The 25,465-nt window shown below is 64.6% G+C and carries 26 protein-coding genes; 8 read left to right on the top strand and 18 right to left on the bottom strand.

Annotated elements, in window-relative coordinates:
• The first annotated feature begins 85 nt into the window (after positions 1 to 85).
• Positions 86 to 841, top strand: a complete 756-nt coding sequence (locus tag P0Y64_11860) for an SDR family oxidoreductase (protein ID WEK45045.1) — start codon at positions 86 to 88, stop codon at positions 839 to 841.
• A 132-nt stretch (positions 842 to 973) separates the two neighbouring features.
• Here P0Y64_11860 and nagZ read toward each other — a convergent pair whose 3' ends face one another.
• The 6 genes from nagZ to P0Y64_11830 all read right to left on the bottom strand — a co-directional run bounded on the left by nagZ (position 974) and on the right by P0Y64_11830 (position 7,005).
• Positions 974 to 1,981, bottom strand: a complete 1,008-nt coding sequence (gene nagZ, locus P0Y64_11855) for a beta-N-acetylhexosaminidase (GenBank protein ID WEK42085.1) — start codon at positions 1,979 to 1,981, stop codon at positions 974 to 976.
• Positions 1,982 to 2,039: 58 nt separating this feature from the next.
• Complete coding sequence (locus P0Y64_11850; GenBank protein ID WEK42084.1) at positions 2,040 to 2,777, bottom strand: SPOR domain-containing protein; 738 nt, start codon at positions 2,775 to 2,777, stop codon at positions 2,040 to 2,042.
• Positions 2,778 to 2,780: 3 nt separating this feature from the next.
• A complete protein-coding gene (gene argS, locus P0Y64_11845) occupies positions 2,781 to 4,505 on the bottom strand; it encodes an arginine--tRNA ligase (protein ID WEK42083.1) in 1,725 nt (574 codons plus the stop codon).
• A 108-nt stretch (positions 4,506 to 4,613) separates the two neighbouring features.
• Entirely contained in the window at positions 4,614 to 5,405 is a 792-nt protein-coding gene (locus P0Y64_11840) for a LysR family transcriptional regulator (GenBank protein ID WEK42082.1), read from the bottom strand.
• Positions 5,402 to 5,800 (bottom strand): Co2+/Mg2+ efflux protein ApaG, encoded by a 399-nt coding sequence (gene apaG, locus P0Y64_11835; GenBank protein ID WEK42081.1) that lies wholly within the window; start codon positions 5,798 to 5,800, stop codon positions 5,402 to 5,404. Before apaG ends, P0Y64_11840 begins: the two co-directional genes overlap by 4 nt.
• On the bottom strand, positions 5,797 to 7,005 hold the full coding sequence (locus P0Y64_11830; protein ID WEK42080.1) for an aminotransferase class I/II-fold pyridoxal phosphate-dependent enzyme: 1,209 nt from the start codon (positions 7,003 to 7,005) through the stop codon (positions 5,797 to 5,799). Before P0Y64_11830 ends, apaG begins: the two co-directional genes overlap by 4 nt.
• A gap of 131 nt (positions 7,006 to 7,136) precedes the next feature.
• Here P0Y64_11830 and P0Y64_11825 point away from each other — a divergent pair, with 131 nt between their 5' ends.
• Positions 7,137 to 8,339, top strand: coding sequence for a glycosyltransferase family 39 protein (locus P0Y64_11825; GenBank protein ID WEK42079.1), 1,203 nt, complete (start codon positions 7,137 to 7,139; stop codon positions 8,337 to 8,339).
• A 28-nt stretch (positions 8,340 to 8,367) separates the two neighbouring features.
• Here P0Y64_11825 and leuB read toward each other — a convergent pair whose 3' ends face one another.
• The 5 genes from leuB to uvrC all read right to left on the bottom strand — a co-directional run bounded on the left by leuB (position 8,368) and on the right by uvrC (position 14,080).
• A complete protein-coding gene (gene leuB, locus P0Y64_11820) occupies positions 8,368 to 9,411 on the bottom strand; it encodes a 3-isopropylmalate dehydrogenase (protein WEK42078.1) in 1,044 nt (347 codons plus the stop codon).
• 44 nt (positions 9,412 to 9,455) lie between these two features.
• A complete protein-coding gene (recO, locus tag P0Y64_11815) occupies positions 9,456 to 10,187 on the bottom strand; it encodes a DNA repair protein RecO (GenBank protein WEK45044.1) in 732 nt (243 codons plus the stop codon).
• Between the two features lie 45 nt (positions 10,188 to 10,232).
• Entirely contained in the window at positions 10,233 to 11,114 is an 882-nt protein-coding gene (locus P0Y64_11810) for a GNAT family N-acetyltransferase (GenBank protein WEK42077.1), read from the bottom strand.
• Entirely contained in the window at positions 11,111 to 12,058 is a 948-nt protein-coding gene (locus tag P0Y64_11805) for a polysaccharide deacetylase family protein (protein ID WEK42076.1), read from the bottom strand. The genes P0Y64_11810 and P0Y64_11805 overlap by 4 nt, the downstream gene beginning before the upstream one ends.
• 99 nt (positions 12,059 to 12,157) lie before the next feature.
• Positions 12,158 to 14,080 carry an excinuclease ABC subunit UvrC gene (gene uvrC / locus P0Y64_11800; GenBank protein ID WEK42075.1) on the bottom strand — a complete coding sequence of 641 codons (1,923 nt, stop codon included), beginning with the start codon at positions 14,078 to 14,080 and terminating at the stop codon, positions 12,158 to 12,160.
• A gap of 74 nt (positions 14,081 to 14,154) precedes the next feature.
• Between uvrC and P0Y64_11795 the strand changes: the two genes are divergently transcribed.
• Both P0Y64_11795 and P0Y64_11790 read left to right on the top strand, forming a co-directional pair.
• Positions 14,155 to 14,913: a methyltransferase gene (locus tag P0Y64_11795; protein ID WEK42074.1), complete on the top strand. Its 759-nt coding sequence runs from the start codon at positions 14,155 to 14,157 to the stop codon at positions 14,911 to 14,913.
• A 120-nt stretch (positions 14,914 to 15,033) separates the two neighbouring features.
• Positions 15,034 to 16,203: an acyl-CoA/acyl-ACP dehydrogenase gene (locus P0Y64_11790; GenBank protein WEK42073.1), complete on the top strand. Its 1,170-nt coding sequence runs from the start codon at positions 15,034 to 15,036 to the stop codon at positions 16,201 to 16,203.
• A gap of 220 nt (positions 16,204 to 16,423) precedes the next feature.
• On the opposite strand, the gene P0Y64_11785 is transcribed toward P0Y64_11790, so the two are convergent.
• Both P0Y64_11785 and glnE read right to left on the bottom strand, forming a co-directional pair.
• The gene (locus P0Y64_11785; protein ID WEK42072.1) at positions 16,424 to 16,870 is read right to left on the bottom strand and encodes a peroxiredoxin; all 447 of its coding nucleotides are present in this window, start codon (positions 16,868 to 16,870) and stop codon (positions 16,424 to 16,426) included.
• Positions 16,839 to 19,553 carry a bifunctional [glutamate--ammonia ligase]-adenylyl-L-tyrosine phosphorylase/[glutamate--ammonia-ligase] adenylyltransferase gene (gene glnE, locus P0Y64_11780; GenBank protein ID WEK42071.1) on the bottom strand — a complete coding sequence of 905 codons (2,715 nt, stop codon included), beginning with the start codon at positions 19,551 to 19,553 and terminating at the stop codon, positions 16,839 to 16,841. The genes P0Y64_11785 and glnE overlap by 32 nt, the downstream gene beginning before the upstream one ends.
• A 54-nt stretch (positions 19,554 to 19,607) precedes the next feature.
• Here glnE and P0Y64_11775 point away from each other — a divergent pair, with 54 nt between their 5' ends.
• Entirely contained in the window at positions 19,608 to 19,775 is a 168-nt protein-coding gene (locus tag P0Y64_11775) for a hypothetical protein (GenBank protein WEK42070.1), read from the top strand.
• A 9-nt stretch (positions 19,776 to 19,784) separates the two neighbouring features.
• Here the strand turns inward: P0Y64_11775 and P0Y64_11770 are convergent, their stop codons facing one another.
• Both P0Y64_11770 and P0Y64_11765 read right to left on the bottom strand, forming a co-directional pair.
• Positions 19,785 to 20,426, bottom strand: coding sequence for a sigma-70 family RNA polymerase sigma factor (locus tag P0Y64_11770; protein ID WEK42069.1), 642 nt, complete (start codon positions 20,424 to 20,426; stop codon positions 19,785 to 19,787).
• 298 nt (positions 20,427 to 20,724) lie between these two features.
• On the bottom strand, positions 20,725 to 21,522 hold the full coding sequence (locus P0Y64_11765) for a response regulator (protein ID WEK42068.1): 798 nt from the start codon (positions 21,520 to 21,522) through the stop codon (positions 20,725 to 20,727).
• A 268-nt stretch (positions 21,523 to 21,790) separates the two neighbouring features.
• On the opposite strand from P0Y64_11765, the gene P0Y64_11760 reads away from it, so the two are divergent.
• The 3 genes from P0Y64_11760 (at position 21,791) to P0Y64_11750 (ending at position 23,955) form a co-directional block, all read left to right on the top strand.
• Positions 21,791 to 21,952 carry a NepR family anti-sigma factor gene (locus P0Y64_11760; GenBank protein WEK42067.1) on the top strand — a complete coding sequence of 54 codons (162 nt, stop codon included), beginning with the start codon at positions 21,791 to 21,793 and terminating at the stop codon, positions 21,950 to 21,952.
• A 133-nt stretch (positions 21,953 to 22,085) separates the two neighbouring features.
• Positions 22,086 to 23,558 (top strand): sensor histidine kinase, encoded by a 1,473-nt coding sequence (locus P0Y64_11755; protein ID WEK45043.1) that lies wholly within the window; start codon positions 22,086 to 22,088, stop codon positions 23,556 to 23,558.
• 262 nt (positions 23,559 to 23,820) lie between these two features.
• Positions 23,821 to 23,955, top strand: coding sequence for an entericidin A/B family lipoprotein (locus tag P0Y64_11750; protein ID WEK42066.1), 135 nt, complete (start codon positions 23,821 to 23,823; stop codon positions 23,953 to 23,955).
• Between the two features lie 43 nt (positions 23,956 to 23,998).
• Here the strand turns inward: P0Y64_11750 and tatC are convergent, their stop codons facing one another.
• The 3 genes from tatC to P0Y64_11735 are packed head-to-tail and all read right to left on the bottom strand — an operon-like array spanning position 23,999 to position 25,455.
• Positions 23,999 to 24,781, bottom strand: coding sequence for a twin-arginine translocase subunit TatC (tatC, locus tag P0Y64_11745; GenBank protein ID WEK42065.1), 783 nt, complete (start codon positions 24,779 to 24,781; stop codon positions 23,999 to 24,001).
• Positions 24,778 to 25,173: a Sec-independent protein translocase protein TatB gene (gene tatB / locus P0Y64_11740; protein ID WEK42064.1), complete on the bottom strand. Its 396-nt coding sequence runs from the start codon at positions 25,171 to 25,173 to the stop codon at positions 24,778 to 24,780. Before tatB ends, tatC begins: the two co-directional genes overlap by 4 nt.
• 45 nt (positions 25,174 to 25,218) lie before the next feature.
• Entirely contained in the window at positions 25,219 to 25,455 is a 237-nt protein-coding gene (locus P0Y64_11735; GenBank protein WEK42063.1) for a twin-arginine translocase TatA/TatE family subunit, read from the bottom strand.
• Positions 25,456 to 25,465: the final 10 nt, after the last annotated feature.

Below are 25,465 nucleotides of genomic sequence, written 5' to 3'. Positions count from 1 at the left end.
GAAATGCCTCATTTTGTGCGCCGTTGACCAATGTTTGCGTTATACTCTATGACTATTTTTACGCAAATCAAGAGAAGAGGTGAGGATGCCCACGTACGATTTCAACGGGAAGGTCGCGCTGGTAACCGGCGCGAGCGGCGGTATCGGCCGCGCGACCGCGATTGCCTTCGCGAAGGCCGGCGCCAAGGTGCTGGTCGCCGATGTCAACGAAGCCGGCGGCGCGGAAACCGCCGCGATGATCGTGGCAGCCGGCGGCACCGCGATCTTCCAGCGCTGCGACGTATCGAACGCCGCCGAGGTGCAGGCGATGGTCGGTCGCGCCACCAGCGAATGGGGCCGGCTCGATTTCGCGCACAACAATGCCGGCATCAACAGCCCGCAAGCCAATGAATGGGAAGATGCGGTGTGGGAGCGCGCCATCGGCATCAACCTGACCGGCGTGATGCAGTGTATGCGTGCCGAGGCAGAAGTGATGCTGGCGCAAGGCGGCGGCGCGATCGTCAACACCGCTTCGATCAACGGGCTGGTCGGCAATGGCGCGCAGCCGGCCTATGTCGCGAGCAAACACGGCGTGGTTGGACTGACCCGTCATGGCGCGCTGCGCTGGGCGCGTGCCGGAATCCGCGTCAATTGCGTATGCCCCGGCGTGATCGAAACCCCGATGACCGAAGCGGTCGCCGCCGATCCCGCGATCCGCAAGATCATGGAAAGCATGACCCCGATGGGCCGCATGGGCCAGCCGGAGGAAATCGCCGGCGCGGTGCTGTGGCTCTGCTCCGACGCGGCTGGCTTCGTCACCGGCCATCCGATGGTGATCGATGGCGGCGCGACCGCCGTGTGAACCTGTCAGGCGAGGAGCATTCGCCGGTTGGCGCGCGAATGCCCTGCCTGCCAGATTCGCCGCCGCTCGTCGCCTCGCCAGAAGACGCCATGAATGGCTGCAACCCGGCCGAGGACAAACCTCGACATCGGCTTACCCGTTCATCACCGCGAGCAACGCGTCACGTTTGGCGAGCAGGGTAGCGAAATCGCCCTCTGACGCGGGCGCGATCGCCATGGCGCGATCGAGGCGGGCACGGGAAAGCGGCCCGATCTCGCTCAATCGCCCCGCGATCTCGACCATCTCGTCCATCCGCGCCCAGCAATCCAGCACCAGATCACAGCCCGCGGCGATCGCGCTAGCGGCTTTCTCGCCCGCTGTGCCGGACAGTGCCTTCATGTCGATATCGTCGGTCATCAAAAGGCCGTCGAAGCCGATGCGCCGACGAATCACCTCCTCGATCACGATCGGAGAGAGCGTCGCGGGGCGTTCGCGATCCCATGCCTCATAGACGATATGGCTGGTCATCCCCATCGCCGCGCCGGCCAGCGCACGAAACGGGGCGAGATCCTCTTCCAGTTCCGCATCAGAGGCGGTGACGGTCGGCAGGTCATAGTGCGAGTCCACGATCGCCCGGCCGTGACCCGGCATATGCTTGACCACGCCGACGACACCGCCCGCCGCCAACCCTTCCAGCGTCGCGCGGCCCATCGCCGCGACGCGCTTTGGCTCATGGCCGTAAGCGCGCGATGCAATCGCCTCGGTCGTCCCCTCGCGCGCGACATCGAGCAACGGCAGGCAATCGACGGTGATGCCCACCTCCGCCAGCATCAGCCCGATCGCATGGGCGTTGGCGCGCGCCGCCTCGATCGCGGACATCGGCGCACGCTCGTATAGCGCGTCGAACGCCGGGCCGGCGGGAAAGGCCGGCCATTCCGGCGGACCGAGCCGCGCGACCCGCCCGCCTTCCTGATCCACGAGGATCGCGACGTCGCCGCGCCCCTCCAGATCGCGCAGCGAATCGGTCAATGCGCGAAGCTGCGCGCGATCGACCACGTTGCGCTTGAACAGGATATAACCCGCAGGCTGCGCCTCCCGAAAGAAAGCGCGCTCGTCATCGGTAAGGGCTGGGCCGGCGAGGCCGAAGATCACTGGCTTCATAAAAGCGCGATACCGCCACCGCGATCACCGCGAAAGCGGTGATGCGGCGTACGGCCGCTCAACTCGTCACGAAGCAGCTTTCCCCCGCCACCTTCAGCCGTCCGCAGATATCCGAGGCGGCATCCGCGCTGCCGGCATTGACGCGCAGGCGATAGACCTTGCGGCCGTTGACCTCCGCGACCTGCACCGATTTCCCCAATGTCGCGAGATAGGTGAAACGCTTGGCCAGCGCGCTCCACGCCGCATTGGCGACTCCCTCGCTCGGGAAAGCGCCAAGCTGGACGAGCGAGCCGCCCGATCCCGCCCCCGGCACCGGCGCACGCGGCGCGGAGACCGGCTCCGCCGCCGTGAGCTTGCGCCCCGCCCGCGGCACCTCGGCGGCGACCGTGCGTGTGCCTGCCTCAGGCGCAGGCACTGCCTTCGTCGCGGCGCGGCGACCATCGATCGGCGTTTCCGGAACCGCCTTCAGATCGATCGCAGCGGAGGAATTGGCGCCGGCACTGGTGGCGATCGCCGAATCACCCTCACCGCTGACCTTCAACCCGCCCGGCTCCTCAGGCTTGATCTTATAGTCGCCGGCCGGCGCCTTGATCAGCCCGCCATTGCCGCTGGCGGAACCCGTATTGTGCATCATCCGGTAGATACCGAAAATGAGGCCCGCCAGCAGCAGCAGGCCCAGGATCACCAGCGCGACGGTGCGCAGCGCGCCCGGTTCGCCATCATCCTCCGGCTCCGCCGACTCCAACCAGGGCAGTCGATCCAGGTCGTTCAGATCGATCTTGTCCGCGCCCGTCATGGCTTACATCTCCGAGACAGCCTCCACCCCCATGATGGATAGACCATTGCGGATAATTTGCGCGCACCCATCCGCCAAGAGCAAGCGTGCCGCGCTTGATGCAGCATCCTCCACCACCAGGAAACGGCGGTCTGGTCGATCGTTGCCGACATTCCAAAGAGAGTGAAAAGCCGCTGCTAAATCATAGAGATAAAAGGCCACTCGATGTGGTTCGCGGGCCGCTGCGGCGGTTTCCACGATGCGCGGGAATTGCGCGGCAAGCTTCACCAGCGCCAGCTCTTCCGTATCAAGGCGGGACAGATCGGGGCTCGTCGCGTCAATCCCCGCCTCCGCCGCGCGGCGATGCAACGACGCGACGCGGGCGTGTGCATATTGCACGTAGAACACCGGATTGTCCTTCGACGCTTCCACCACCTTGGCGAAATCGAAATCCATCTGTGCGTCGGCGCGGCGGGTGAGCATGGTGAAGCGCACCACATCCTTGCCAACCTCACGCACCACGTCAGCCAGCGTGACGAAATTGCCGGCACGCTTGGACATCTTCACCGGCTCGCCGCCACGCAGCAGGCGAACCATCTGGACCAGCTTCACGTCGAACCGCGTCTTGCCCTCGGTCAGCGCGGCGACCGCGGCGGTGATCCGCTTGACCGTGCCGGCGTGATCCGCGCCCCAGATGTCGATCAGTTCGTCGGCGGCCTGCGCCTTCTGGAAATGATAGGCGAGATCGGCGCCGAAATAGGTCCAGCCGCCGTTCGATTTCTTGATCGGGCGATCCTGATCGTCGCCGAATTTGGACGAGCGGAATAGCGGCAGCTCGACCGGCTCCCAATCCTCGGGCGTTTCGCCCTTGGGCGCTTCGAGCACGCCATCATAGACGAGATCGCGCGCGCGCAGCCATTTCTCCGCCGCCTCGGGCTTGCCGGCAGCCTGCAACTCGGCCTCCGACGCGAAGACAGCGTGATGGATGCCGAGCAGCGCGAGATCGGCCTTGATCAGCGCCATCATCGCATCGACGGCGCGGGTGCGGAACAGCACCAGCCATTCGGCTTCGGGCGCGTTCACATAGCGAGCGCCATATTCGTCGGCCAGCGAGCGGCCGACCGGAACGAGATAATCGCCCGGATACAGCCCCTCCGGGATATCGCCGATCGCCTCGCCCAGCGCCTCGCGATACCGCAGGTGCGCCGAGCGCGCGAGCACGTCGACCTGCCCGCCCGCATCGTTGACATAATATTCGCGCGTCACGTCATAGCCGGCGAATTCCAGCAAAGCGGCAAGCGCATCGCCCACCACCGCGCCCCGGCAGTGCCCCATGTGCATCGGGCCGGTCGGGTTGGCGGAGACATATTCGACATTGACCCGCGTGCCATGCCCACGCTGCGACCGGCCATAATCGCCACCCGCATCGCGAATCGCCGAGAGTTCGACCCGCCAGGTATCGTCGGTAAGGCGCATGTTGATGAAGCCGGGCCCAGCAATCTCCACCGCAGCCACTTCATCCAGCCGGCCCAACTCGCCCGCGATCTGCTCGGCAAGCGCGCGCGGATTGGTCTTGGCGGCCTTGGCCAGCACCATCGCGGCGTTGGTGGCAAGATCGCCATGGCTCGCGTCGCGCGGCGGCTCGACCGTCACATTGCGACGATCAAGATCGGCCGGCAGCGAACCGGCGGCAACAAGGGCATCGAGCGCCGCATCGACGTGTGCAGCAAAGCGGGAATAAAGCGTCATGATATCCGTTCGGGTGCCGGGGGTGCCGGGAATGCGAGCCCGATAGACCAAGGCGGCCCCCGCTTCAAATTTGGCGGTCGCGGGAGAGCGTCCGCTATCCATTTCATCTCAGGCGGTCAGCGCGTCGACCAGCACCTGAACCTTCTTTTGTCGCCATTGCGGGAGCGGCGCGACCAGCCAATAGCCCACCCGCGACGGCTTCGCCTCCCCGACGCGGACCACATGGCCGGCCGCCAGATCGCGCGCCGCCAGCAATTCCGGCACCGTGGCACGCCCGAGCCCTGCTGCTGCGGCGTCGATCGCGAGACCGGCATCGGCCACACGGATCGGCGCGCTCGCATCCTCGGTCCCGCAACCCGGCCATGCGATTCGCAGATCGCTGTCCGCGCCGGGGCGCTGGATGGTGACCATCCCTTCGCTTTCCAGCGCTTCGCCCTCATGCGCGCCGGGGCCTTCGCCCCAGCGGATCGCTAGATCGAGGTTGGCCTCAGTGAAGTCGATCACGTCATCCGCCGCCACGAGGATGAAACGCATCTCGCCATCCGTCTGCGCAATCTCGGCAAGGCGCGGCATCAGCCATTTCTGGGTAACGTCACGCGGTGCGGCGATCGTCAGCGATTTGGACGATTGGCCCGCCTGCATCGCGCGGACCGAATCCTCGAAATGCAGGAAGCCGTCGCGCAGCGCGGCCAGGCCCGCCTCTCCTTCCGGCGTCAGTTCCAGCCCCTTGGTGGTGCGGCGGAACAGCACGACGCCGAGCGTATCCTCCAGCGCGCGGATCTGCTGCCCAACCGCCGCCGGGGTGACCGCCAGTTCGTCCGCCGCACGGGTGAAAGACAGATGGCGCGCCGCCGCATCCAGCACACGCAGCCCATTGAGCGGCAGATGCGTGCGCTTCATGCGCCGACAGCCGGCGCAAGCAGCGCGAATTTCGGGATGCCGACATCGAACATCACGCCATCATCCCCCGTCATGCGATAGCTGCCCTGCATCGAGCCCGACGAAGTGGCGAGCGGGCATCCAGACACATAATCATAACTGCCGCCCGGCGCGATCACCGGCTGCTCGCCGACGACCCCCTCGCCCTCCACCGTATGATATGCGCCGCGCGCATCCGTGATGGTCCAGCGCCGGGTGAGAAGCTGAATGGTCCGGTCGCCGGCATTCTCGATGCGGATGTGATAGGCCCAGAACCAGCGGCCCCGCGCGGGCTCGGATTGTTCGGGCAGATAGCTGACCGCGACGCGCACCGTCACGCCATCGGTAGTTTCCTCATAGGGAAACAGCGCCTTCACAATCCCGCGACTCTCAGCGCCTGATCGAGATCCTCGATCAGATCATCGACATCCTCCAGCCCGACATTCAGGCGGAGCATCCCGTCGCTCACCCCCATCTCGATGCGCTTGTCCTCGGCGACCGAATTGTGGGTGGTGGTGGCGGGATGCGTCATCAGCGACCGCGAATCGCCGATGTTGTTCGAAATGTCGATCAATTGCAGCGCATCGAGCAGCGCATGAGCCTGTTTGCGGCCGCCATCGACCTCGAATGCGAAGATCGGCCCGGTCGCATCCATCTGCGACATCGCCAGTTCGTGCTGCGCGTGGCTCGGCAATCCCGGATGAAGCACGCGCGGCACGCGGCCTTCCATGAACCGACCGACCTTCAGCGCGCTTTCGGACTGATGGCGGATGCGCAGGTCCAGTGTCTCCAGCCCCTTCAGCACCACCCAGGCATTGAACGGCGAGAGCGTCGGCCCCGTGTTGCGGGTGAAGGCGAGCAGCGTGTTCTCGACGAAATCCTTCGTCCCGCACACTGCACCGGCGAGCACGCGCCCCTGCCCGTCCATCATCTTGGTCGCGGAATAAGCGGTGACGTCCGCGCCATATTCCAGCGGGCGCTGGAGCGCCGGCGTCGCGAACGCATTATCGACCACCGAGGTGATGCCGCGTTCCCGCGCGATGTCGCAAACCGCGCGCATATCAACGATATCCATCGTCGGGTTCGCCGGCGTTTCGAAGAAGAACACCTTCGTTTCCGGTCGCGCCGCGTCGGCGAATTCCTGTGGATCGCGTGCGTCGACCACGGTGGTCGAAATGCCGAACTTCGGCAGCAGCGTATCGACCAGCCAGCGGCACGAACCGAATGCCGCGCGCCCTGCGACAACGTGATCCCCAGCCTGAAGCTGGCACAGCAGCACTGCCGTCATTGCTGCCATGCCCGATGCCATGGTGCGGCACGCCTCCGCCCCTTCGAGCAGCGCGATGCGCTCCTCCAGCATCTGCACCGTGGGGTTCTGCAGCCGGGAATAGGTCATCCCCTGCTGCTCGCCTGCGAAGCGCGCCGCGGCGTCACCGGCGCAATCGTACGCGTAGCCGGAGGTGAGGAACAGCGCTTCGGAGGTCTCGCCGAATTCCGATCGCATGGTGCCGCCACGGATCGCGCGGGTGGCGGGGCGCCAGTTGGTGGTGATCGAGCGGTCTTGTCCGGTGCGGCGTTTCATGGCCAGCCCTTTGCCCGCAAACCCACGGTCACCGCAAGATGCGCGGGCTTGTCGATGCGACACATGTCGTTAGACCCGCCCCGATGAGCGAAACCCGCACGGCGATCGATTCCTGGCTTCCACGAAGCCCATTGCCGATCGCAATCCTGCTCGGCGCGGTGGCGGAGGCGCTGTTTCTCGTCCGCGTCGCAGTGCCGCACAAGCTCGTGTTCGACGAAATCTACTACGTGCCGGCAGCGCGTGCGTTCCTCGATCATACGCGCCTGCTCAATGTCGAGCATCCGCCGCTAGCCAAGGAATTGATCGCGATCGGCATCCGCCTGTTCGGGGATACCCCGGTGGGCTGGCGTTTCATGTCCACGCTGGCGGGCACGGCGACGGTGATCGCGGTGTTCGCGATCGTCCAACTGATGACCGGGCGGCTGCGCACCAGCCTGTTCGCAGGCGTGCTGGCTATCCTCAATTTCACGATCTTCGTTCAGGCGCGGGTCGCGACGCTCGATGGGTTCATGGTTGCCTTCCTCCTCTCCGCGATCACGATGATCGCGTGGGCGATGAAGCGCGGCGGCTGGGGCAAATGGATCACGGGCAGCGCGCTGCTCGGCGCGGCGACAGCGTGCAAATGGGCCGCCGCGCCCTATGTCGCCTTTGCCGCCATCGCCTTCCTGCTGCTGAAACGCGGCGATGTGCGGCGCTGGCCAGGGCTTCGGCCGATACCTGCGCTGGCCGTGCTGGGGGTAGTGTCGGTGACGACCTATTTCGTCACGTTCATCCCGGCGTTCCAGTTCAAGGCGGACCCGCTGACCTGGCACGGGCTCCTGCCGTTGCAGAAATATATGTACGAACAGCAAGTACAGGTGCTGCCTTCGCACATCTATCAATCGAGCTGGTGGACCTGGCCGCTGCTCATCCGCCCGATCTGGTATCTCTACGAACCGATCGAGGGCGCGCAACGCGGCATTCTGCTGATCGGCAACCCGCTGCTGATGTGGGGCGGGCTGGTCGCGGTGGCGGCGTGCCTGTGGGGCTGGGTGAAGACCGCCCACCCCCGGCTGCTCGCCGCCTTCGCCTTGTGGACGGCAAGCGTGGCGATCTTCGCGATCATTCCCAAGTCATTGGGATTTTACTATTATTACTACCCGTCGAGCATCTTCATCGTGATCACGATCGCCACCGCCTTCGATCATTGGCGGGAGCGGCTGGGCCGATGGGACGAGGGGCTGACGCTCGCCGCGTTCGCGGTCGGGCTGTATTTCTTCCCCGCGTTATCGGCTCAGGCGCTCGATGGGCCGGCAGCGTTCCATTACTGGACCTGGCTGCCGTCCTGGATTTGAGGGGGCGGAACCGGGCCGCCCCTCGATCTCAAAGCGCCGCGAGCACCGCGTCGCCCATCTCGCGAGTCGAGCAATTGCCGCCGAGATCGCCGGTGCGCTTGCCCGAAGCGAGCGCTTTGGCCACCGCCGCCTCGATCCGGTCCGCGGCTTCCGGCTGCGCCAGCGAGTGGCGCAACATCATCGCCGCAGACAGGATTGCGGCGCACGGATTGGCGTTGCCCTGCCCGGCGATATCGGGCGCGGAACCGTGGATCGGCTCATACAGCCCCTTGCCCGCCGCATCGAGCGAGGCCGACGGCAGCAACCCGATCGAACCGACGCACATCGACGCCTGATCGGACAGAATGTCGCCAAACAGATTGCCCGTGACGATCACGTCGAACTGCCCCGGCGCGCGCACGAGCTGCATCGCGGCATTGTCGACATACATGTGGGTCAGCGCGACATCGGCATAATCCGCCGCCGTCTCGATCACCACGTCGCGCCACAATTGCGAGGTTTCGAGTACGTTTGCCTTATCGACCGAACACAGCTTTCCGCCCCGCCGCCGCGCTGCCTCGAACCCGGCGATCGCGATGCGGCGCACCTCCGACTCGTCATAGCTCATCACGTCGTAACCCTGACGCAGGCCGGCGGGGGTGGTGCGCACCCCCTTCTCACCGAAATAAACGTCCCCGTTCAGCTCGCGAACGATCAGCAGGTCGATTGCGCGCGCCACTTCGGGGCGCAGCGCGGAGGCGTCCTCCAGCCCAGCGAACAGCTTGGCGGGGCGCAGGTTGGCGAACAAGGTGAGTTCCTTGCGCAGGCCCAGGATCGCCTGTTCGGGGCGCAAATGACGCTCCAGCGCGTCACAGGTGGGATCGCCGACCGCGCCGAACAGGATCGCATCCGCGCGCCGCGCGACGTCCAGCGTTTCGGGCGGCAGCGGATGGCTCGTCGCATGATAGGCGACGCCACCGACCAGTGCTTCCTCGAAGGTGAGATCAAGCCCGAGTGCATCAAGCACGCGGCGCGCCTCGGCGGTTACTTCGGGGCCGATGCCGTCGCCGGCGAGGATCGCGATCAATGCCATGAGAGTCCCTTTCGTTCGCAGGTGCTCTTAGGCGGTCGCAAAGTTCAGGCAACCGCCCTTTTCAACCGCTCGAGCAACCGTTCGCGCGCAGCCAACGGCTCGGCGCGACGGTCGCTCAGGATATCGCGTGCGAGGAAATGGCCGGTCAGCGCGAGCGCGGCCAACACGTCGCCCCAATCCGCTTCCCCTCCATCGCGCAGGAAGGCAGGCAACGCGAACAGTCGCGATTCATACCCTGCGGCAGCGACACGACTGACCGCCATGCCGGATTTCGGGCTGACGAACGCGAGATCACCCACATCTTCGGTCACCACGCAGCGATTGAGATCAAGGCCGAAGCCGAGTTCGGCGAGCAGCAGCAATTCGTAACGCGCGATGCTTCCGGCCCAGCCGCGCGCCGCCGGAGCCGCCTCGATCGCGTCGAGCACGCCCGACAGCGCATCGTGGAGGCGCGGATAAGCTTGCCCCTCCGGCAGGGTTAGCGCGGTGAGCACGGTGAGCCATTCGATCGCGGCAGCGGGCAATGGTGCGGCGAACAATGTCGCGCGGCTGTGCAGCAGTTCGACTGTCAACGCGGGGAGCTGCTCGTCGCTACGCGCCCGCCACTCGCCACGGATTACGTTCGCCGGCTGGAGCGTCGGCCCGATCCGGCGCGAACGGCCGCCGCGCACATATCCCGCCTGCACCCCCTCCGCCGGCGTCAGCGCGCGTACCACCGCACCATGTTCGCCATGCGCGCGAACGGCGAGGACGATGGCGTCGGCGATCAGATGCATTGGCGGAATGTAGGCGATAGCGCTCACGATTGCTCGCGCTATCGCTCAGGCGCGGCGGATGCGCTTCGCGATACCCGCCAGTGCGGGCGTGCGCGCGGCGCGGGCGGCGACGCGCATCGCGGCGTCGAAACCGCCCACTGCCGCGACCGCCGCGCGATTGCCGAACGTCGGACGCAGCAACAGCAGGTCGCGACACGCCACCCCGCCGCTCGCCAGTGCGCGCTTGTGCTGCCCCTCCCCCTCGGTGAAATCGAAGCGACGGAAGCGATCGACGAACAGATCCGTCAGCGCCTCACCCAGCAGCACGCTGCCCGGCGATAGCTCGCCATATGCCGGATCATGCCCGACATAATCATAGCGCAACGTCTCGCCATCCGCGCCACACCACAGATAAGCGATCGGCGCGTCGCTGAGGAACAACAGCCACGCGCGCACCCGATCCGCCGCCGCCAGCTCCAACCCGTATGTGGGGTCGGCGGGCAGGCCGGAGCCCATCAACCGCTCCTGATAGGTGGTCTGCGATACGGCGCGGGCGAGCGGGTGAAACGCGGCAAGCTCCGCCGGGGTGCGATAGCGCCGGACATCCAGTTGGCCGCCGTTCGCCGCCGCGAGTTTCTTCGCCTTGCGCTTCAGCGTCGCACGCGATTGCCCGGACAATGCAGCGCGCCACGCCGGCTCCTGGCTCTCGAGATCGACGTGATAGCGAACGTAACGCTGCCGAACGAAGGTGATACCCCGACACGGCAAGATCACCGAGTCCGGCAAAGAGGTGATGAGATACCCCGCCTCAACCGGATCGAGCGGCGGGAATTCGGGCATATGCTCCGCCAACGCCTGATCGAGCGACAACGCGACGCGCCTGAGCCGCAGCGGAATTTCGGCAAGGGTGCGTGCGCCGATCTGGAATTTGAGCGCGCTGGCGCTCACACCGCGCGCTCCTCGACGATGTTCGACCAGGCCTGCTCAACCTGCCGCATCCGACGGCGGCTGTAATCCGGCGGCAGTGGCTGATCGGCGCGGTCGAGCGGCATCGCCGGACGATCGACGAAATGCGCGGTAGGCGCATCGGCGCGGCGCTCGTCCAGCAACGCGCACAATTGCGCGAAGCGACGCGTATGGACCATGTTCGGACGCGTGCCCGCACGCACCGCCAGCTCGAAACTGTGCCCGACGATCGTGGTCGCGACATGATCCGCCGTAATCGCGTGATCGAGCGCGGCGGCCTGCTCCCGGATCGACAGCGCGCAGATCTGGAACGGGCGCCGCTCGTCCGGCTGGTCCTCGATCACCGTCACCGGCACCTCAACCATACCAAGCCGCGCGACCGGCGCGATCTGCGTCGGCGGCAGGCCGATCCCGCTCGGCCAGGGATATTCGGCGCCATTGTGGCTGCTGTCATAGGCGAAACCGAGCGAGGCGAGCGCCGCCAGCGTATCGTCGTTGACCGCATAGCTCCCGCTGCGAAAGGCGATCGGCAGCGGCGCCCCGGCCTCGGTCAGCAGCGTCATCGCATGCACGATAAGCTCGCGCTGCTCCTCGCGCGTGAACGCGCTGAGTTCGAACCGATCGTGCCGCGCGCGATCCTCGATCGCCGCCCCGCGCCAATTCGGATGAAGATGAAGCTGCACCTCCTGCCCCGCCTCAAGGATCGCGGAGACGACCGCGCGGATCGGCGCGATACCATAAGCCAGCGCCGGCATCGGATCGACGAAGAAGGTCGCCTTCAGGCGGTGGCGGGCGAGCGCCGCAAGCTGGTGCGCTATCCCGACATCCGCGGGCTCCAATGAACGGGCGATCACTTCATCCGGCGGCAATCCGGCGGCATGGTGACGCCAGCTCACTTCGGTGTCGATCGTCAGGAAAACGTGCATTGGTCCCGGCGTAGCGACCACGGATGAACAAAGAGCAAAGGCGGCAAAATAACTTTTTCAGTGACTTACGCCTGGGAGCAGTGCCTACCCCTACGCACATCATTTCGCATGATAGAAATCGTATATTTGTTGCGCCACCGCCGCCGAAACGCCGGGCGCTTTCTGGAGATCGGCGAGGCTCGCGTTGCGCACCGCCCGTCCCGTGCCGAAATGCATCAGCAGCGCCTTCTTCCGCGCCGGACCGATGCCGGGCACTTCGTCCAGCGGGCTCGCGCCCATCGCCTTCGCGCGCTTTTGCCGATGCGCGCCGATTGCGAAGCGGTGGACCTCATCGCGCAGCCGCTGGAGATAGAACAGCACGGGCGCGTTGACCGGCAGCGTCAGTTCGCGCCCGTCCATCAGGTGGAATACCTCACGCCCGTCGCGGCCATGATGCGGGCCCTTGGCGACGCCAACCATGCAGATATCCTCGATGCCGAGTTCTTCCAGCACCGCCCTCGCCGCATTGAGCTGCCCGCGCCCGCCGTCGATCAGAACGAGATCGGGCCAGGTGTCGCCATCACGATCCGGGTCTTCTTCCAGCGCACGACCGAAGCGGCGCGCAAACACCTCGCGCATCATGCCGAAATCGTCGCCCGGGACGGTATCCTTGTTGCGGATGTTGAATTTGCGATACTGGCCTTTGCGAAACCCTTCCGGCCCCGCAACGACCATCGCGCCCAGCGCATTCGTCCCCTGGATATGGCTGTTGTCGTAGATTTCGATGCGCTGCGGCGGCTCGGGCAATTCGAACAGGTCGGCGACCTCCCGATTGAGCTTCGCCTGTGTCGTACTTTCGGCGAGGCGGCGTTCCAGCGCCTCTTCCGCATTGCGCAGCGCCTGATCCATCAACCGGCGGCGCGTGCCACGCTGCGGCACTTCGATCGCTACCTTGCGGCCCGCCAGATCGGTCAGCGCCTCGGCAAGCAGCGCCGCTTCGGGCAACGCGCGATCGACGAGCACGCTGCGCGCAGGCGGCACGTCTTCATAGAATTGCATCAGGAATTGCTGGAGCACCTCTTCCTCCGGCACATCCGCAGTGTGCGCCGGGAAAAAGCTGCGGTGGCCCCAATTCTGCCCGCCGCGGATGAAGAACGCCTGGATGCCGATGACTCCCTCATGGCTGGCAAGCGCGAAGATATCCGCATCCCCCACCCCTTCGGCGTTGATGAACTGGCTGCCCTGAATGAAGGTGAGCGCCTTCAGCCGGTCGCGCAGCACGGCGGCCAGCTCGAAATCCATCGCCTCGGCGGCGGCGGTCATCTGCGCGCCGAGCTTGGCCTGTACGTCGGTCGCCTTGCCGGAAAGGAACTTCTTCGCGTCCGAAACCAGATCGGCATAGCCCGCCGCGTCGATCCGGCCCACGCACGGCGCGGCACAACGCTTGATCTGATAGAGCAGGCACGGCCGATCCCGCGTCTTGAAGAAGCCATCGGTGCAGCTTCTGAGCAGGAACAGCTTTTGCAGTGCGTTCAATGTGTTGTTGACGCTGCCGGCACTCGCAAACGGCCCGTAATAATCACCCTTCGCCCGCCGCGCGCCGCGATGCTTCTGGATGCGGGGGAAATCGTGATCGGCGCGGAGCAGGATGAACGGGAACGATTTATCGTCGCGCAACAGCACGTTATACGCAGGGCGGTAACGCTTGATGAGCTGCGCTTCCAGCAGCAGCGCCTCCGCCTCATTGTTCGTCGTGACGATCGTCATCGATCGCGTCAGCGCCACCATGCGCTGGAGGCGACGCGGCAGCCGCTCGACCTGCGTATAATTGGTCACGCGGCTTTTCAGCGCGCGCGCCTTGCCGACATAGAGCACGTCGCCGCGCGCATCGTGCATGCGATAGACGCCGGGCTTGAGCGGCAGCGTCTGCATCACATTGCGGATTGCGGCGACCCCGCCCTCCAGATCGGGCGCGTCAGCGCCGCGCACGGCGTAAGTCGCCTTTTCCTCATTGAAGCGATCGGGGGGGCCATAATCAGACATCCGCCCGAATCTAGGGGCGCTCGCCGATAGCGGCAATGTGATAGAGCACGCCCAACAACAGAGAGGATGACCAGATGCGATTCGCCGCTATCTCAACCGCTGCTTTCGCCGCTCTATTGCTCGCCACGCCCGCTGTCGCGCAACACGACATGGGCGAACATGCAATCCACCTGGCACTTGCCGATCCCGCCCGCCCGACCGCTGACAGCGCGCGCGACGCGACGCGCCACCCGGCCGAGCTGCTCACCTTCATGGGCGTGAAGCCCGGCGACAAGGTGGCGGATTTCATCATGGGCGGCGGATATTGGACACGCATCCTCGCCAAAACCGTTGGCGATACCGGCAAGGTCTATGCCTATCAGCCAGCGGAGTTCATCGCCTATCGCGCTGCTTACGGCACCGATCAGGATGCGGCGGTGAAGCCCTATGCCAATGTCGTTCCTGATCGTGAATCGCTGGCGAGCTTCACTTTCCCCGAGAAGCTCGATGCGATCATCACGGTCGAGAATTGGCACGATCTGCACCTCGCCCGCTCCCCCGCCGGGGCCGGCGCGATGATCGCGAAGCGATTGTATGACGCGCTGAAACCGGGCGGCGTGCTGCTGGTGGTCGATCACGTCGGGATCGCGGGCGCCACGCCGTTCGCAGCCGCAGAGGCGCTTCATCGCGGCGACCCGGCGGCAACCAAGGCGGAGATGGAAAGCGTTGGCTTCAAGCTCGCGGCGACGAGCCCGCTTTATGCCAACCCGGCCGATCCGCACACCGCGAAGGTGTTCGATCCCTCGATCCGGGGCAAGACGGATCAGTTCGTCTACAAATTCGTGAAGCCCTGATCCCGTTTTCGCGTCGCTGGCCCGTGCGGGCTGGCGGCGCCCAATGCGGCGCTTGATCGCATCCGTCCTTTCACGGATGGTTTTTGCACGCGCCTCCCTCCCCCATGTCCGGACGCAATGATGATCCTCAGCCCCTATGACGACGAGAACTTCCCCGAAATCCGCGAGGGTGTGCGCAAATTGTGTGCGGACTTTCCGGGCGAATATTGGCGCAAGCTCGATGAGAAGCGCGAATATCCCACGGCTTTCGTTCAGGCTCTGACCGAGGCGGGCTATCTCTCGGTGCTGATCCCGGAGGAGTTTGGCGGCTCCGGTCTTGGCCTGTCCGCGGCGGCGGCGATCCTCGAGACAATCCAGTCGGAGGGCTGTAACGGCGGCGCGTGCCATGCTCAGATGTACACGATGGGCACGATCCTGCGTCACGGATCCGAAGAACAGAAGCGCGCCTATCTGCCCAAGATCGCCACCGGCGAATTGCGCCTGCAAGCCTTCGGCGTGACCGAGCCCACCAGCGGAACAGACACCACCGCGCTGCGCACCACGGCGGTGCGTGACGGCGACGATTATATCGTCAACGGCCAGAAAATCTGGACGAGCCGCGCTGAACATTCCGATCTGATGCTGCTGCTCGCCCGCACCACACCGCGCGATCAGGTGGCGAAAAAGACCGACGGTCTCTCCACCTTCATCGTCGATATGCGCGAGGTTGTGGGCAAGTCGCTCACCATCCGCCCGATCCGCACGATGATGAATCACGCCACCACTGAAGTGTTCTTCGACAATATGCGCATCCCCGCGGCAAACCTGCTGGGCGACGAGGGCAAGGGCTTCCGCTACATTCTGTCCGGCATGAACGCGGAACGCGTGCTGATCGCGGCGGAATGCGTCGGCGACGCCAAATGGTTCACGAAGAAATCGGTCGATTATGCCGGCGAGCGTAACGTGTTCGGCCGCGCGATCGGCAAGAATCAGGGCATCTCCTTCCCCATCGCCCGCGCCTACGCCAACATGCGCGCCGCCGAACTGATGGTGCATGAGGCCGCCCGGCTATATGAGTCCGGCAAGCCCAATGGTGCGGAGGCGAATATGGCGAAGATGCTCGCCGCCGACGCCTCGGTCGAGGCGGGCAACGTCTGCATCCAGACGCACGGCGGCTTCGGCTTCGCGGAGGAATATGACGTTGAACGCAAGTTCCGCGAAACGCGGCTCTATCAGGTCGCGCCGATCTCGACGAACCTCATCCTGTCGTTTCTGGCGGAGCATGTGTTGGGGCTGCCACGGAGTTATTGAGCGCTGCGTGGCGGATGAGGTTTCGAGAGCGGTGGCTGCGGTGGCTTTTGATGGTTGGCTATCGGTCTGCTTTCAGAGGTCCGCCCTCAGGAAGCGGGCCCGCCGTTTCGGCGGCGAGCCGAAACAGGCATAGCGTGAACCGCGTGGTTCTTTCGTCACCGCCACAGGGTATCCACAATCAGGACACCCCCCCTCTGTGGATGGCGCGATCCCGCACAACCTACGCGCCGCGCGCCGCCTCCAGCACTTCCGCCGCATGGCCGGGCACCTTTACCTTGCGCCATTCACGGACGAGTTTGCCGTCCTTCCCGAACAGGAACGTCGCGCGTTCGATCCCCATATATTTGCGGCCGTACATCGATTTCTCGACCCACACGCCAAACGCCTCGCACGCGGCACCATCCTCGTCGCTCGCCAGTGGCACGGTCAGATCATATTTCGCGATGAAGTTGCTGTGCCGCTTCGGGCTGTCCTTCGATACCCCGAGCAACGCCACGCCCGCCTTGGCGAAATCCGTCGTCAGCGCGGAGAAATCCTGCGCCTCACGGGTGCAACCTGTCGTGTCGTCCTTCGGGTAGAAATAGACGACCAACGGTCGGGAAAGGGCCACGAGCTTCATCGGCGCCCCCTTCGGGTCAACCAGCGTCAGGTCGGGAATCGTGTCCATCAATCACTCCTAGCCAGGCGGTGCGCACCTCCTGCCGCGCCGCATCCAGCCCGGCAAGCACCTCCGCCCAATCCTTCACCCCAAGTGCGCGCGCCAGCAACGTACGCGTCGCGACTGCTTCCGGCTCCTGCGCATCGGGCGCGACCAGCCGCAACGTGACGAGCAGCCGCGCGAGAAAATCATAAGCTTTCCCCATCCCCGACGGCAGCAATGGCCCGAGCAATCCGATCGCTTCGCGTAATCGCGGATCGAAGCCGGCGCGATGGTCTAGCTGCAACGTGTGCACCATGAATTCCAGATCGACGAGCCCACCCGGCAGCAGCTTCGCGTCTAGCGGGCCGGCGGGCTTTTTGTGCGTCGCCATCTCCTCTCGCATCGTCGCGGCATCCGTCACCACGTCGCGATCCTTGCGCGCGCCGGCCAGCACCGCGTGGATTTCGGCCTGAAGTGCGGTGCGCGCCGCTTCCGACCCGAATACAGGCCGTGCGCGGGTCAGCGCCATATGCTCCCACGTCCACGCATCCTCCCGCTGGTATCGCGCGAAGGAATCGACGCTCACCACCAGCGGCCCCTGCGCGCCGGATGGGCGCAACCGGGTGTCGACCGAATAAAGTGGCCCAGCCGCAGTGGCGACTGACAGCGCCGCAGTCACGCGCTGCGCCAGTCGATTGTAATAGAGCGTCGCGCCGAGCGGCTTCGGCCCATTCGATTCCGCCGAAAAATCGCCGGTAAACAGATAGATGAGATCAAGATCGGAGGCGTGGGTCAGCGCCCCGCCGCCGAGCCGCCCAAGGGCGAGAATAAGAAACTCGCTGTCCGGCACCCGGCCATGCGCGCGAACGAATTCATCCAGCGTCGCGGTGGTCAACGCCACGATCGCCGCCTCCGCGACGCGTGCATAGCCGTCCGACACATCGAGCGGATCGGCCACACCGGCGACGATCTGCGCACCAAGCGCGAACCTTTTGTCCCCGACCACACGGCGCGCGTGATCCAGCCGTTCCTGATAATCCGCGTCCCGCTCGACAGCCTCCATTTCCGCGACCAGCGCGGCGAGATCTCCGACCGGGGCGAGCGCGGTCGCGTCAATCAATCCGTCGAGCAGATCGGGGCGTCGCGCCAACTCCTCAGCAAGCGTTGGCGCATGGCTCAATATCGCGGCTAGCAGGCTGGCCAACGCCGGCCGTGCTTCAAGCAGGCGAAAGATGTTGATCGCGCTGGGCAGGCGCTCGAGCAGCGAATCGAGCCGTTGCAACGCGGCCTGTGGCACCGGCGCATCGGCGAAGGCCGCAACGATGCCCGGAAGCACCGCCTCCAGTGCCGCTTTCGCTGCCGGGCTGCGCAACGCCGGATAGCGGCCCGATCGCCACAGCCCGATGCGCGTTGCAGCGCCCTCCGCGTCCGCGAAACCGGCGGCGGTGAGTTGCTCGACCAGACGCTCGTGATTGCGGGAAAGCGCGGTGTCTGTCGGCGCCGCCAGTTCGTCAAACACCGCGGCCACCCGCTCGACATGCGGGCGCAGGTGATCGAGCAACGCCGCTCCGTCCGCCCGTCCATCTAACCGCGCGACGCGATCCAGCGCGTCCCCTATTGGCAGGTGATGGGTCTGGCGATCATCGATCATCTGCACGCGGTGCTCGATCGTGCGCAATGCGACATACGCCTCAATCAGCGCGCGCGCGTCGTTCGCGTCGATCCGTCCCGCCGCCGCCAGCGCGGCCAGTGCGGTGCGCGTATCGCCCATCCGCAGCCCCAGATCGCGACCGCCGTGGATCAACTGGTGTATCTGGGCGAAGAACTCCACCTCGCGGATGCCGCCGCGCCCACGCTTCAGATCATAGCCGGGCCCGAACGCCTGCCCTTGCGAATGGTGATCGCGAATGCGGCGGGTGATGTCCACGATCTCGCCGATCGCGCCGAAATCGAGGCTGCGGCGCCACACGAACGGCCGGATCGCCTCCAGAAAGCGCAGGCCGAGCGCCATATCGCCCGCACAAGCCCGCGCGCGGATAAACGCGGCGCGTTCCCATGGGAGCGCCTGCGATTCGTAATAGCCGATCGCTGCATCCACAGAGATGACGATCGGCGTCACCTCTGGTGAAGGGCGCAGCCGCAAATCGATCCGCAGGACATAGCCATCGCCATCGAGCGTCTGGAGCAATTCGATCACGCGCCGGCCGATCCGCACCGCCGCATCAGCCGGGTCTTCACGCGGCTTGGTCGGCAAGGTCAGCGGGTCGAACAGTAATATGGGGTCGATATCCGACGAATAATTCAGCTCGCGGCTGCCCTGTTTGCCCAGCGCGATCGCGGTAAAACCCAAAGGTTCGGCACCCGGCGTGCGCTCCTCGATCGCCGCGCGGATCGCGCGGTCCAGCGCCACATCGGCGAAGTCTGACAGGGCATTGGTGACCTGCGTCAGATCGAGTGCGCCCGAAAGATCGCCGATCGCCGTTACCAATGCAAGCCGTCGCCGGGCGAGCCGCAGCGACTGCGCCGCCGAGCCCTCGCCGAGCTGCGCGGCGGCAGCGAGCGGAAGGGCGCCGGTTTCCAGCGTCGCGGCTAGTTCCGGCTCCCGATCGAGCAGCATCGACAGGAAGGGAGCATTCGCCCGCGCACGCTCGACCGCGTTTTGCGCGGCAGTTTGTGGGGCGGCGATTTCGGGTGCGACAGGATCAATCATGGCTGGCTTCTACCTGCCGAGAAACTTCATGCTCATTCAACCGTTTTAATCGCCATGGACCGCCCGACCGCCCTTCGCGATGTAAATACCACCCGCCCGCAGTTCGTGGCGAAACCACGCCCGAGCGACGCGATCGGCGAATCTCTGCGTCAGGCGTATCGGTTGACGCTCAACGGGATGGAAGTGAACGACCTGCTCGCGCGGCTCGATCGGATCGCCTGAACGCGGCAATCACCGCTCGCGGCTGAGTTCGTCCACCTCGTTCATGATCGCATCAAGCGTCGTCCCGGTGCCTTCACTCTTGTGCCCGGTGCGCGGTGTCATGTCCTTGCCGCTCATCAACGCTTCGAGCGCTACGCGGCCACGCGCGACGCGGCTCTTGATCGTGCCGACCGCCACCCCGCAGATGTCCGCCGCTTCCTCATAAGCGAAGCCGCCGGCGCCAACCAGAATCAGCGCCTCGCGCTGAGGCTGGGGGAGATGCAATAGCGCACGCTGCATATCGGCCAGTTCGACATGCTTGTCCTGCCCGGCCGGCGCCGCGAGCAGGCGATCCGCCACCAGGTCATCCCACTCGCCCTTGAAACGCGCGCGGCGCATCTGGGAGAGATAAAGGTTGCGCAGGATGATGAAGGTCCACGCGCGCATGTTGGTGCCCGCCTGAAAGCGCTTGCGCGCGGCCCAAGCCTTGAGCAGCGTTTCCTGCACGAGATCATCGGCGAGATCGCGATTCCCTGACAGGGAACGCCCAAACGCTCGCAGGTGCGGAATTACCCGCGCCAGTTGCTCTTTAAATTCGGGATCGGAGAGCGATACGTGCTCGGCCGGCAATTCGGCACTCGCGCCATCTATCCGAGATGGATCCTGCGTCATCCTGTCGCGATCATTCCCCGCCGCGGCCGGAAACCAGTCCGGCCAGTTTCAATAAGATACGGCTAACGGGCGCATTTTTCCACCCGCCTCGACAAAGCACTTTATATGCCGCCTAAAGCCGAGTGAACACCACGATCGCAAAGACCACGACCACGAGCACCAGCGAATAACCCAGGATATACCGCGTCATATGCGGTGTGGCCCCGGCCCGCGCCTCCTCCGTGCTTCGATGAATCGGTTCTTGTTCGTCTGCCATGAGTGCCAAACGAACAAGAACCGTTTTGGGTCCGTATCAACCTCAAATGGCTGGAACGGTCGATTGGTCGAAGAACAATGCCTGGCTGATCGCGGCTTTCACCGTGGAGCGCTGGAACGGTTTGGTGATCAGGAAAGTCGGCTCCGGCCGCTCTCCGGTCAACAGGCGCTCGGGGAAAGCGGTAATGAAGATCACCGGCACCCGGAATTCGGCGAGAATATCCTTCACCGCATCGATGCCGGAGCTGTCGTCGGCCAATTGGATGTCGGCCAGCACGAGACCGGGGCGATCTTCCATCGCCAGCGCGACTGCCTCATCGCGGGTCACCGCGACGCCGGTCACATCATGGCCGAGATCGCGGACGATCGTTTCCACGTCCATCGCGATGATCGGCTCGTCCTCGATAATCAGCACCCGCGCGCGGGTTTGCTTCTCGATTTCCGCCATCGCTTCGCTAACCAGATCCTCGACCTCATCGGCCTTGACGTCGATCAGATAGGCCGCGTCTTCCGGGGTAAAGCCCTCCATCGCGGTAAGGAGGAGCGCCTGTCGCGATAGCGGGGTCATCCGCGCAAGCCGTGCCCGCGCCACCATTTCCTGTTCATTGGCGTCGCCAGTCTCGGGCATTTCGTCGATATGCGATGACGACCAGATCGCCTGAAACGTCCGGTAGAGCCCGAGCCGGGGGTCCACGTCCCGCGGGAATTCTTCCGGTGCTGCGACGATCGCTTCCAGCGTAGCGCGGACATATTTGTCGCCATGGTGCTGGCTCCCGGTCAAGGCGCGACCATAGCGCCGGAGAAATGGAAGGTGCGGCGCGAGCTGTTGTCCGAGCGACATGGGCGTTATTTTCTCCCTACCAAACCGGGCACGCGCGAGCGCAACCCCAACGATTTCAAAACCTCTAACGCGTCGACATGCAATCATGTATCGCGGTTCCGCACCGCTTTAATGATTTTGTCGTCGGGGGGTGGAACCAACGAGCGTGTCTTTAGTTTCATGGGTTCTCCCCGAAATGCAGTGCGTATCGGGGCTTGCGGTTTTACCCAACCGCGTCTTTTAGAGATCTAGAAATCCCGTGCGGTCGGGCGGTTCCGGGGGGCAGGTGTTGAGTTCGGACGATCAGGCAAAATTACCGCATCGGAAGAAGGGCGCGGCGATTCCGGCGAAGGATCGTGATATGGGTTCCGCACTGCGCTCGATCTATCAGAAAACCATAGAGGAAGAGATTCCCGACGAGATGCTGCTGCTGCTCGGGAAGCTGGATTAGGGCGTCTATCGCAATGGCTGGGAAGGTGGACCGTCCCGGCTCCGCAACGGCTTTTGCGGCATTGGTCATCGCCCGCTGGCCGACCGGAGCCAAATTATTCCTGATCCTCAGTATCGCGCTGCTGCCGCTGGCAATGATCGCGGTATTCGCCACGCTGCAAACCACGCGAAACGCCGATAGCGAATCGCGAGCCGGGTTGCGGCTTGCCTCCGCTGAAAGCAGCCGGGCGATGGCGATCGAGTTGATCGGCGACATGACCGCGCTGCGATCGGCGGTCGACGCTCTCGCAACCGATCCGCGTGACGCACCCAGTTGCGCGCGCGTGAAGGGCGTTTTCGCGCAACTGTCGAGCAACGGCACCCGTTTTGCGATCTTCGATCGCAAAGGCCGCGTGCTTTGCGGAGCCCCCTTTGTCGGCGCGCGCCGAATCGGAACACAGGCCGAGGGCACGGCAGTCGCGGCCCGCGTACGCCCGGAACAGGGCCTGTCGCTCGGTGTCGCAGGGGATCGACGCCACATGTTCGGAGCGGCTTTCTTTCCCACGCAGTTCCTGGCGACCGTCAGTCGGCCGAGCGGGATGCCCCACCCCTATCAACTCGCGCTGATTCATGGGCGGCAGCAATTGATCGTCGATCATCTGCCCCGCGAATCCGCGCTCGAACGCCGCACCGCCAACCGAACCGATCTGGGCTTTGCCGATCTCGCACTGGAGATGCAGGTGCGCAGCACGCCGATCACCTCCTCGCTGGTGATCGCATTGCTTTTGCCGCTGCTGATGTGGGCAGCGGCGGCAGGGGTTTCGTGGTTCGTCGTCGATCGCTTGCTGGTGCGACCGCTGCGCGAGTTGCGCGCCAGTATGGCGGCACTCACGCCCGGCGAGGAGCCCGATCCGGCACTGCTCCGTGCTTTGCCCGCGCAGGAAATACGTGAACTTGGCGATACGTTCCGCGCGCTTACCCGCACGGTGGCGCTGCATGAGGCCGGGCTTGCGGAAGGCCTTGTGCGACAGACCCGCCTGACGCGCGAAGTGCATCATCGCGTGAAGAACAATCTTCAGGTGATCTCCAGCCTGATCAACCTGCACGCCCGCAGCGCGCGAACCCCCGATGCATCACAGGCCTATGCCTCGATCCAGCGCCGTGTCGACGCGCTTGCGGTGGTGCATCGCAATCACTTCGCCGAAATGGAGGAAAATCGCGGGTTGGGCCTTCGCCCGGTTATCAGCGAACTCGCCACCAATATCCGGGCGACCGCGCCGGAGGGCAGCCGCCTGAGCATCGCGCTGGATCTCGATCCATTCTATGTCGGGCAGGACGTGGCGGTTCCGATCGCCTTTCTCGTCACCGAGGCGGTCGAACTTGCGCTGGCCGATGATGCTCAAGCCGAAATTCGCATCTCGCTGAAGCCGGACAGCGAGCATGACGATCGCGCGATATTGCGTGTCTCATCCCCCGCGCTCACGCCGAGCGCGGCTCTCTCCACTCGGCTCGAACAACGTTATGGCCGGGTGATGGAAGGGCTCTCGCGACAACTTCGCGCGCCGTTGCAATATGATCCCGAGAACGGCGCATATGCCATCACCATCCCGATAATTGGCCGCGAATAGCGATGGTTAAAGTTGGTTTAACCACAAGCCGACTTTTTTTCGCGACGATCGGAACCGGGCGGATTTCAGATCGTTCTGAAGTGCGGATAGCGAATTTTTGCCCCCCCGCTCTCGCTATCCAAGTCACAGGCCCGAAGGCGTCGTCCCCTCCCCCCCGGTGGCGCTTTCGGGCCTTCATTTTGTCCCGTCTTCATCGTTCGGCCGCATGCCGGTTTGCGCTCGCCCGCGAAATCGACCATCTGCGCGCGCAGGAGGACGCACGATGCGCAAGGTTTTCGGATTGATGGCGGTAACGGCGGCGGTGCTGCTGGCGGGATGCAACACGATCGAGGGCATGGGCAAGGACGTGTCCTCGGCCGGCAAAACCGTTTCCAAGACAGCTCACGACGCGAAGTAATTCGCCGGCGCTGCGTCCGCCTCGGGCGGATGCAGCGCGGCTGTTATTCCCCGGCCACTACATCCGCATCAACCGATGAAGCCGTTTCACGCGAACGGCTGCGCTCGGTGAACCAGATGCCGATCAGCGCCAGTTCGTAGAGAATGCACAACGGTATCGCGAGCAGGAGCTGCGATCCGACGTCGGGCGGCGTGAGCACCGCCGCGATCGCGAAGGCCGCCACGATCGCATAGCGACGCGCGCTCTTGAGCTGCTGACGGGTAACGATCCCCGCACGCTCCAGCAGCATCAGCAGCACCGGGAGCAGAAAGGCGATGCCGAAACCGAACAGGAATTGCATGATGAACGACAGGTAATTGCCAATCGCCGGCAATGCCTCCTGATGCACGCCGCCGATATTGCCCTGAAAGCTCAGCAGGAAGTGCAGCGCCATCGGCACCGCGATGAAATAGGCCATCGCAGCCCCGATCCCGAACAGCACCGGCGTCGCAAGCAGGAACGGCAGCAGCGCGCGCTTCTCCTTACGATAGAGGCCCGGCGCGATGAACTGCCATAACTGGTTGGCGATCACCGGGAACGACACCATCGTCGCGGCGAAGAACGCGACCTTCACCTTGACGAAAAACGCCTCGAATATCTGGGTGTAGATCAGCTTCGTCTGCCCCGCCAGCAACAGCGGCCGCACGAGGACAGCGAAGATATCCTCCGCGAAATAATAGCAGACGAAGAATCCCACCACGAGCGCGGCGATGCAGTAAAGCAGCCGCCGACGCAGTTCGATCAGATGGTCGAGCAGCGGTGCCTTGCTGTCGTCAATCTCGCTCATGACACCGGCTTCTGTTCGGTGGCGGCGCTCGGCGCGGCCGGATCGCCCGTCACTGTTTCAGGCGGCGGAGCAACCGTCGGCTTTTCCACCATCACCGGTGGAGCATCCTCAACATCGGCGCTGGCTGGAAGGTGTTCGATCGTTTCAGGCGCGGATGGCGGGTGCATTTCCATGATCCGCGCATTCTCCTCCTTCCACTTCTTTTCCATCTCGGCGAGTTCGGCCTCGCGGATCATCTCGTCGAAGCCGGAACGGAACTGGCGCGCGACCGAACGCGCGCGACCGACCCAATAGCCGAGCACGCGCATAGCCTTGGGCAAATCCTTCGGTCCGATGACGACCAGCGCCACCAGAGCCACAACCGCCCATTCGGAAAAATTGAAATCAAGCATGATCGGCCCGGCAGTGCGGAAGGATCAGATCGAGATGACGGCGAATCAGCGCGTCTTCTCGTCCTGAACGATCGTTTCAGCGGCCGGGCGTACCGGCTGCTGAGTCTCGATCCGCGGCGCCGGCTTGGCGGCGGCATCCTCGTCTTCCTCTGCCATGCCCTTCTTGAAGTTCTTTACGCCCTTCGCAACATCACCCATCAGGTTCGAGAAGCGACCGCCCCCCAACAGAAGGATGGCGATGATGGCGACGACGATCCAATGCAGCGGGCCAAACGCGCCCATGACGGCTCTC

It is taken from the genome of Candidatus Sphingomonas colombiensis, assembly GCA_029202845.1.
Lineage (GTDB): Bacteria > Pseudomonadota > Alphaproteobacteria > Sphingomonadales > Sphingomonadaceae > Sphingomonas > Sphingomonas colombiensis.
The sequence above is the reverse complement of the archived record's forward strand: the minus strand, read 5'-3'. Positions and strand labels throughout refer to the sequence as shown.

Bases quoted from the DNA above. Each gene is read 5' to 3' on its own strand.
- P0Y64_11860 (WEK45045.1), top strand. From the start codon at position 86: ATGCCCACGTACGATTTCAACGGGAAGGTCGCGCTGGTAACCGGCGCG.
- nagZ (WEK42085.1), bottom strand. From the start codon at position 1,981: ATGAAGCCAGTGATCTTCGGCCTCGCCGGCCCAGCCCTTACCGATGAC.
- P0Y64_11850 (WEK42084.1), bottom strand. From the start codon at position 2,777: ATGACGGGCGCGGACAAGATCGATCTGAACGACCTGGATCGACTGCCC.
- argS (WEK42083.1), bottom strand. From the start codon at position 4,505: ATGACGCTTTATTCCCGCTTTGCTGCACACGTCGATGCGGCGCTCGAT.
- P0Y64_11840 (WEK42082.1), bottom strand. From the start codon at position 5,405: ATGAAGCGCACGCATCTGCCGCTCAATGGGCTGCGTGTGCTGGATGCG.
- P0Y64_11830 (WEK42080.1), bottom strand. From the start codon at position 7,005: ATGAAACGCCGCACCGGACAAGACCGCTCGATCACCACCAACTGGCGC.
- leuB (WEK42078.1), bottom strand. From the start codon at position 9,411: ATGGCATTGATCGCGATCCTCGCCGGCGACGGCATCGGCCCCGAAGTA.
- recO (WEK45044.1), bottom strand. From the start codon at position 10,187: ATGCATCTGATCGCCGACGCCATCGTCCTCGCCGTTCGCGCGCATGGC.
- P0Y64_11805 (WEK42076.1), bottom strand. From the start codon at position 12,058: ATGCACGTTTTCCTGACGATCGACACCGAAGTGAGCTGGCGTCACCAT.
- uvrC (WEK42075.1), bottom strand. From the start codon at position 14,080: ATGTCTGATTATGGCCCCCCCGATCGCTTCAATGAGGAAAAGGCGACT.
- P0Y64_11795 (WEK42074.1), top strand. From the start codon at position 14,155: ATGCGATTCGCCGCTATCTCAACCGCTGCTTTCGCCGCTCTATTGCTC.
- P0Y64_11790 (WEK42073.1), top strand. From the start codon at position 15,034: ATGATCCTCAGCCCCTATGACGACGAGAACTTCCCCGAAATCCGCGAG.
- P0Y64_11785 (WEK42072.1), bottom strand. From the start codon at position 16,870: ATGGACACGATTCCCGACCTGACGCTGGTTGACCCGAAGGGGGCGCCG.
- glnE (WEK42071.1), bottom strand. From the start codon at position 19,553: ATGATTGATCCTGTCGCACCCGAAATCGCCGCCCCACAAACTGCCGCG.
- P0Y64_11775 (WEK42070.1), top strand. From the start codon at position 19,608: ATGGACCGCCCGACCGCCCTTCGCGATGTAAATACCACCCGCCCGCAG.
- P0Y64_11770 (WEK42069.1), bottom strand. From the start codon at position 20,426: ATGACGCAGGATCCATCTCGGATAGATGGCGCGAGTGCCGAATTGCCG.
- P0Y64_11765 (WEK42068.1), bottom strand. From the start codon at position 21,522: ATGTCGCTCGGACAACAGCTCGCGCCGCACCTTCCATTTCTCCGGCGC.
- P0Y64_11755 (WEK45043.1), top strand. From the start codon at position 22,086: ATGATCGCGGTATTCGCCACGCTGCAAACCACGCGAAACGCCGATAGC.
- P0Y64_11750 (WEK42066.1), top strand. From the start codon at position 23,821: ATGCGCAAGGTTTTCGGATTGATGGCGGTAACGGCGGCGGTGCTGCTG.
- tatC (WEK42065.1), bottom strand. From the start codon at position 24,781: ATGAGCGAGATTGACGACAGCAAGGCACCGCTGCTCGACCATCTGATC.
- tatB (WEK42064.1), bottom strand. From the start codon at position 25,173: ATGCTTGATTTCAATTTTTCCGAATGGGCGGTTGTGGCTCTGGTGGCG.
- P0Y64_11735 (WEK42063.1), bottom strand. From the start codon at position 25,455: ATGGGCGCGTTTGGCCCGCTGCATTGGATCGTCGTCGCCATCATCGCC.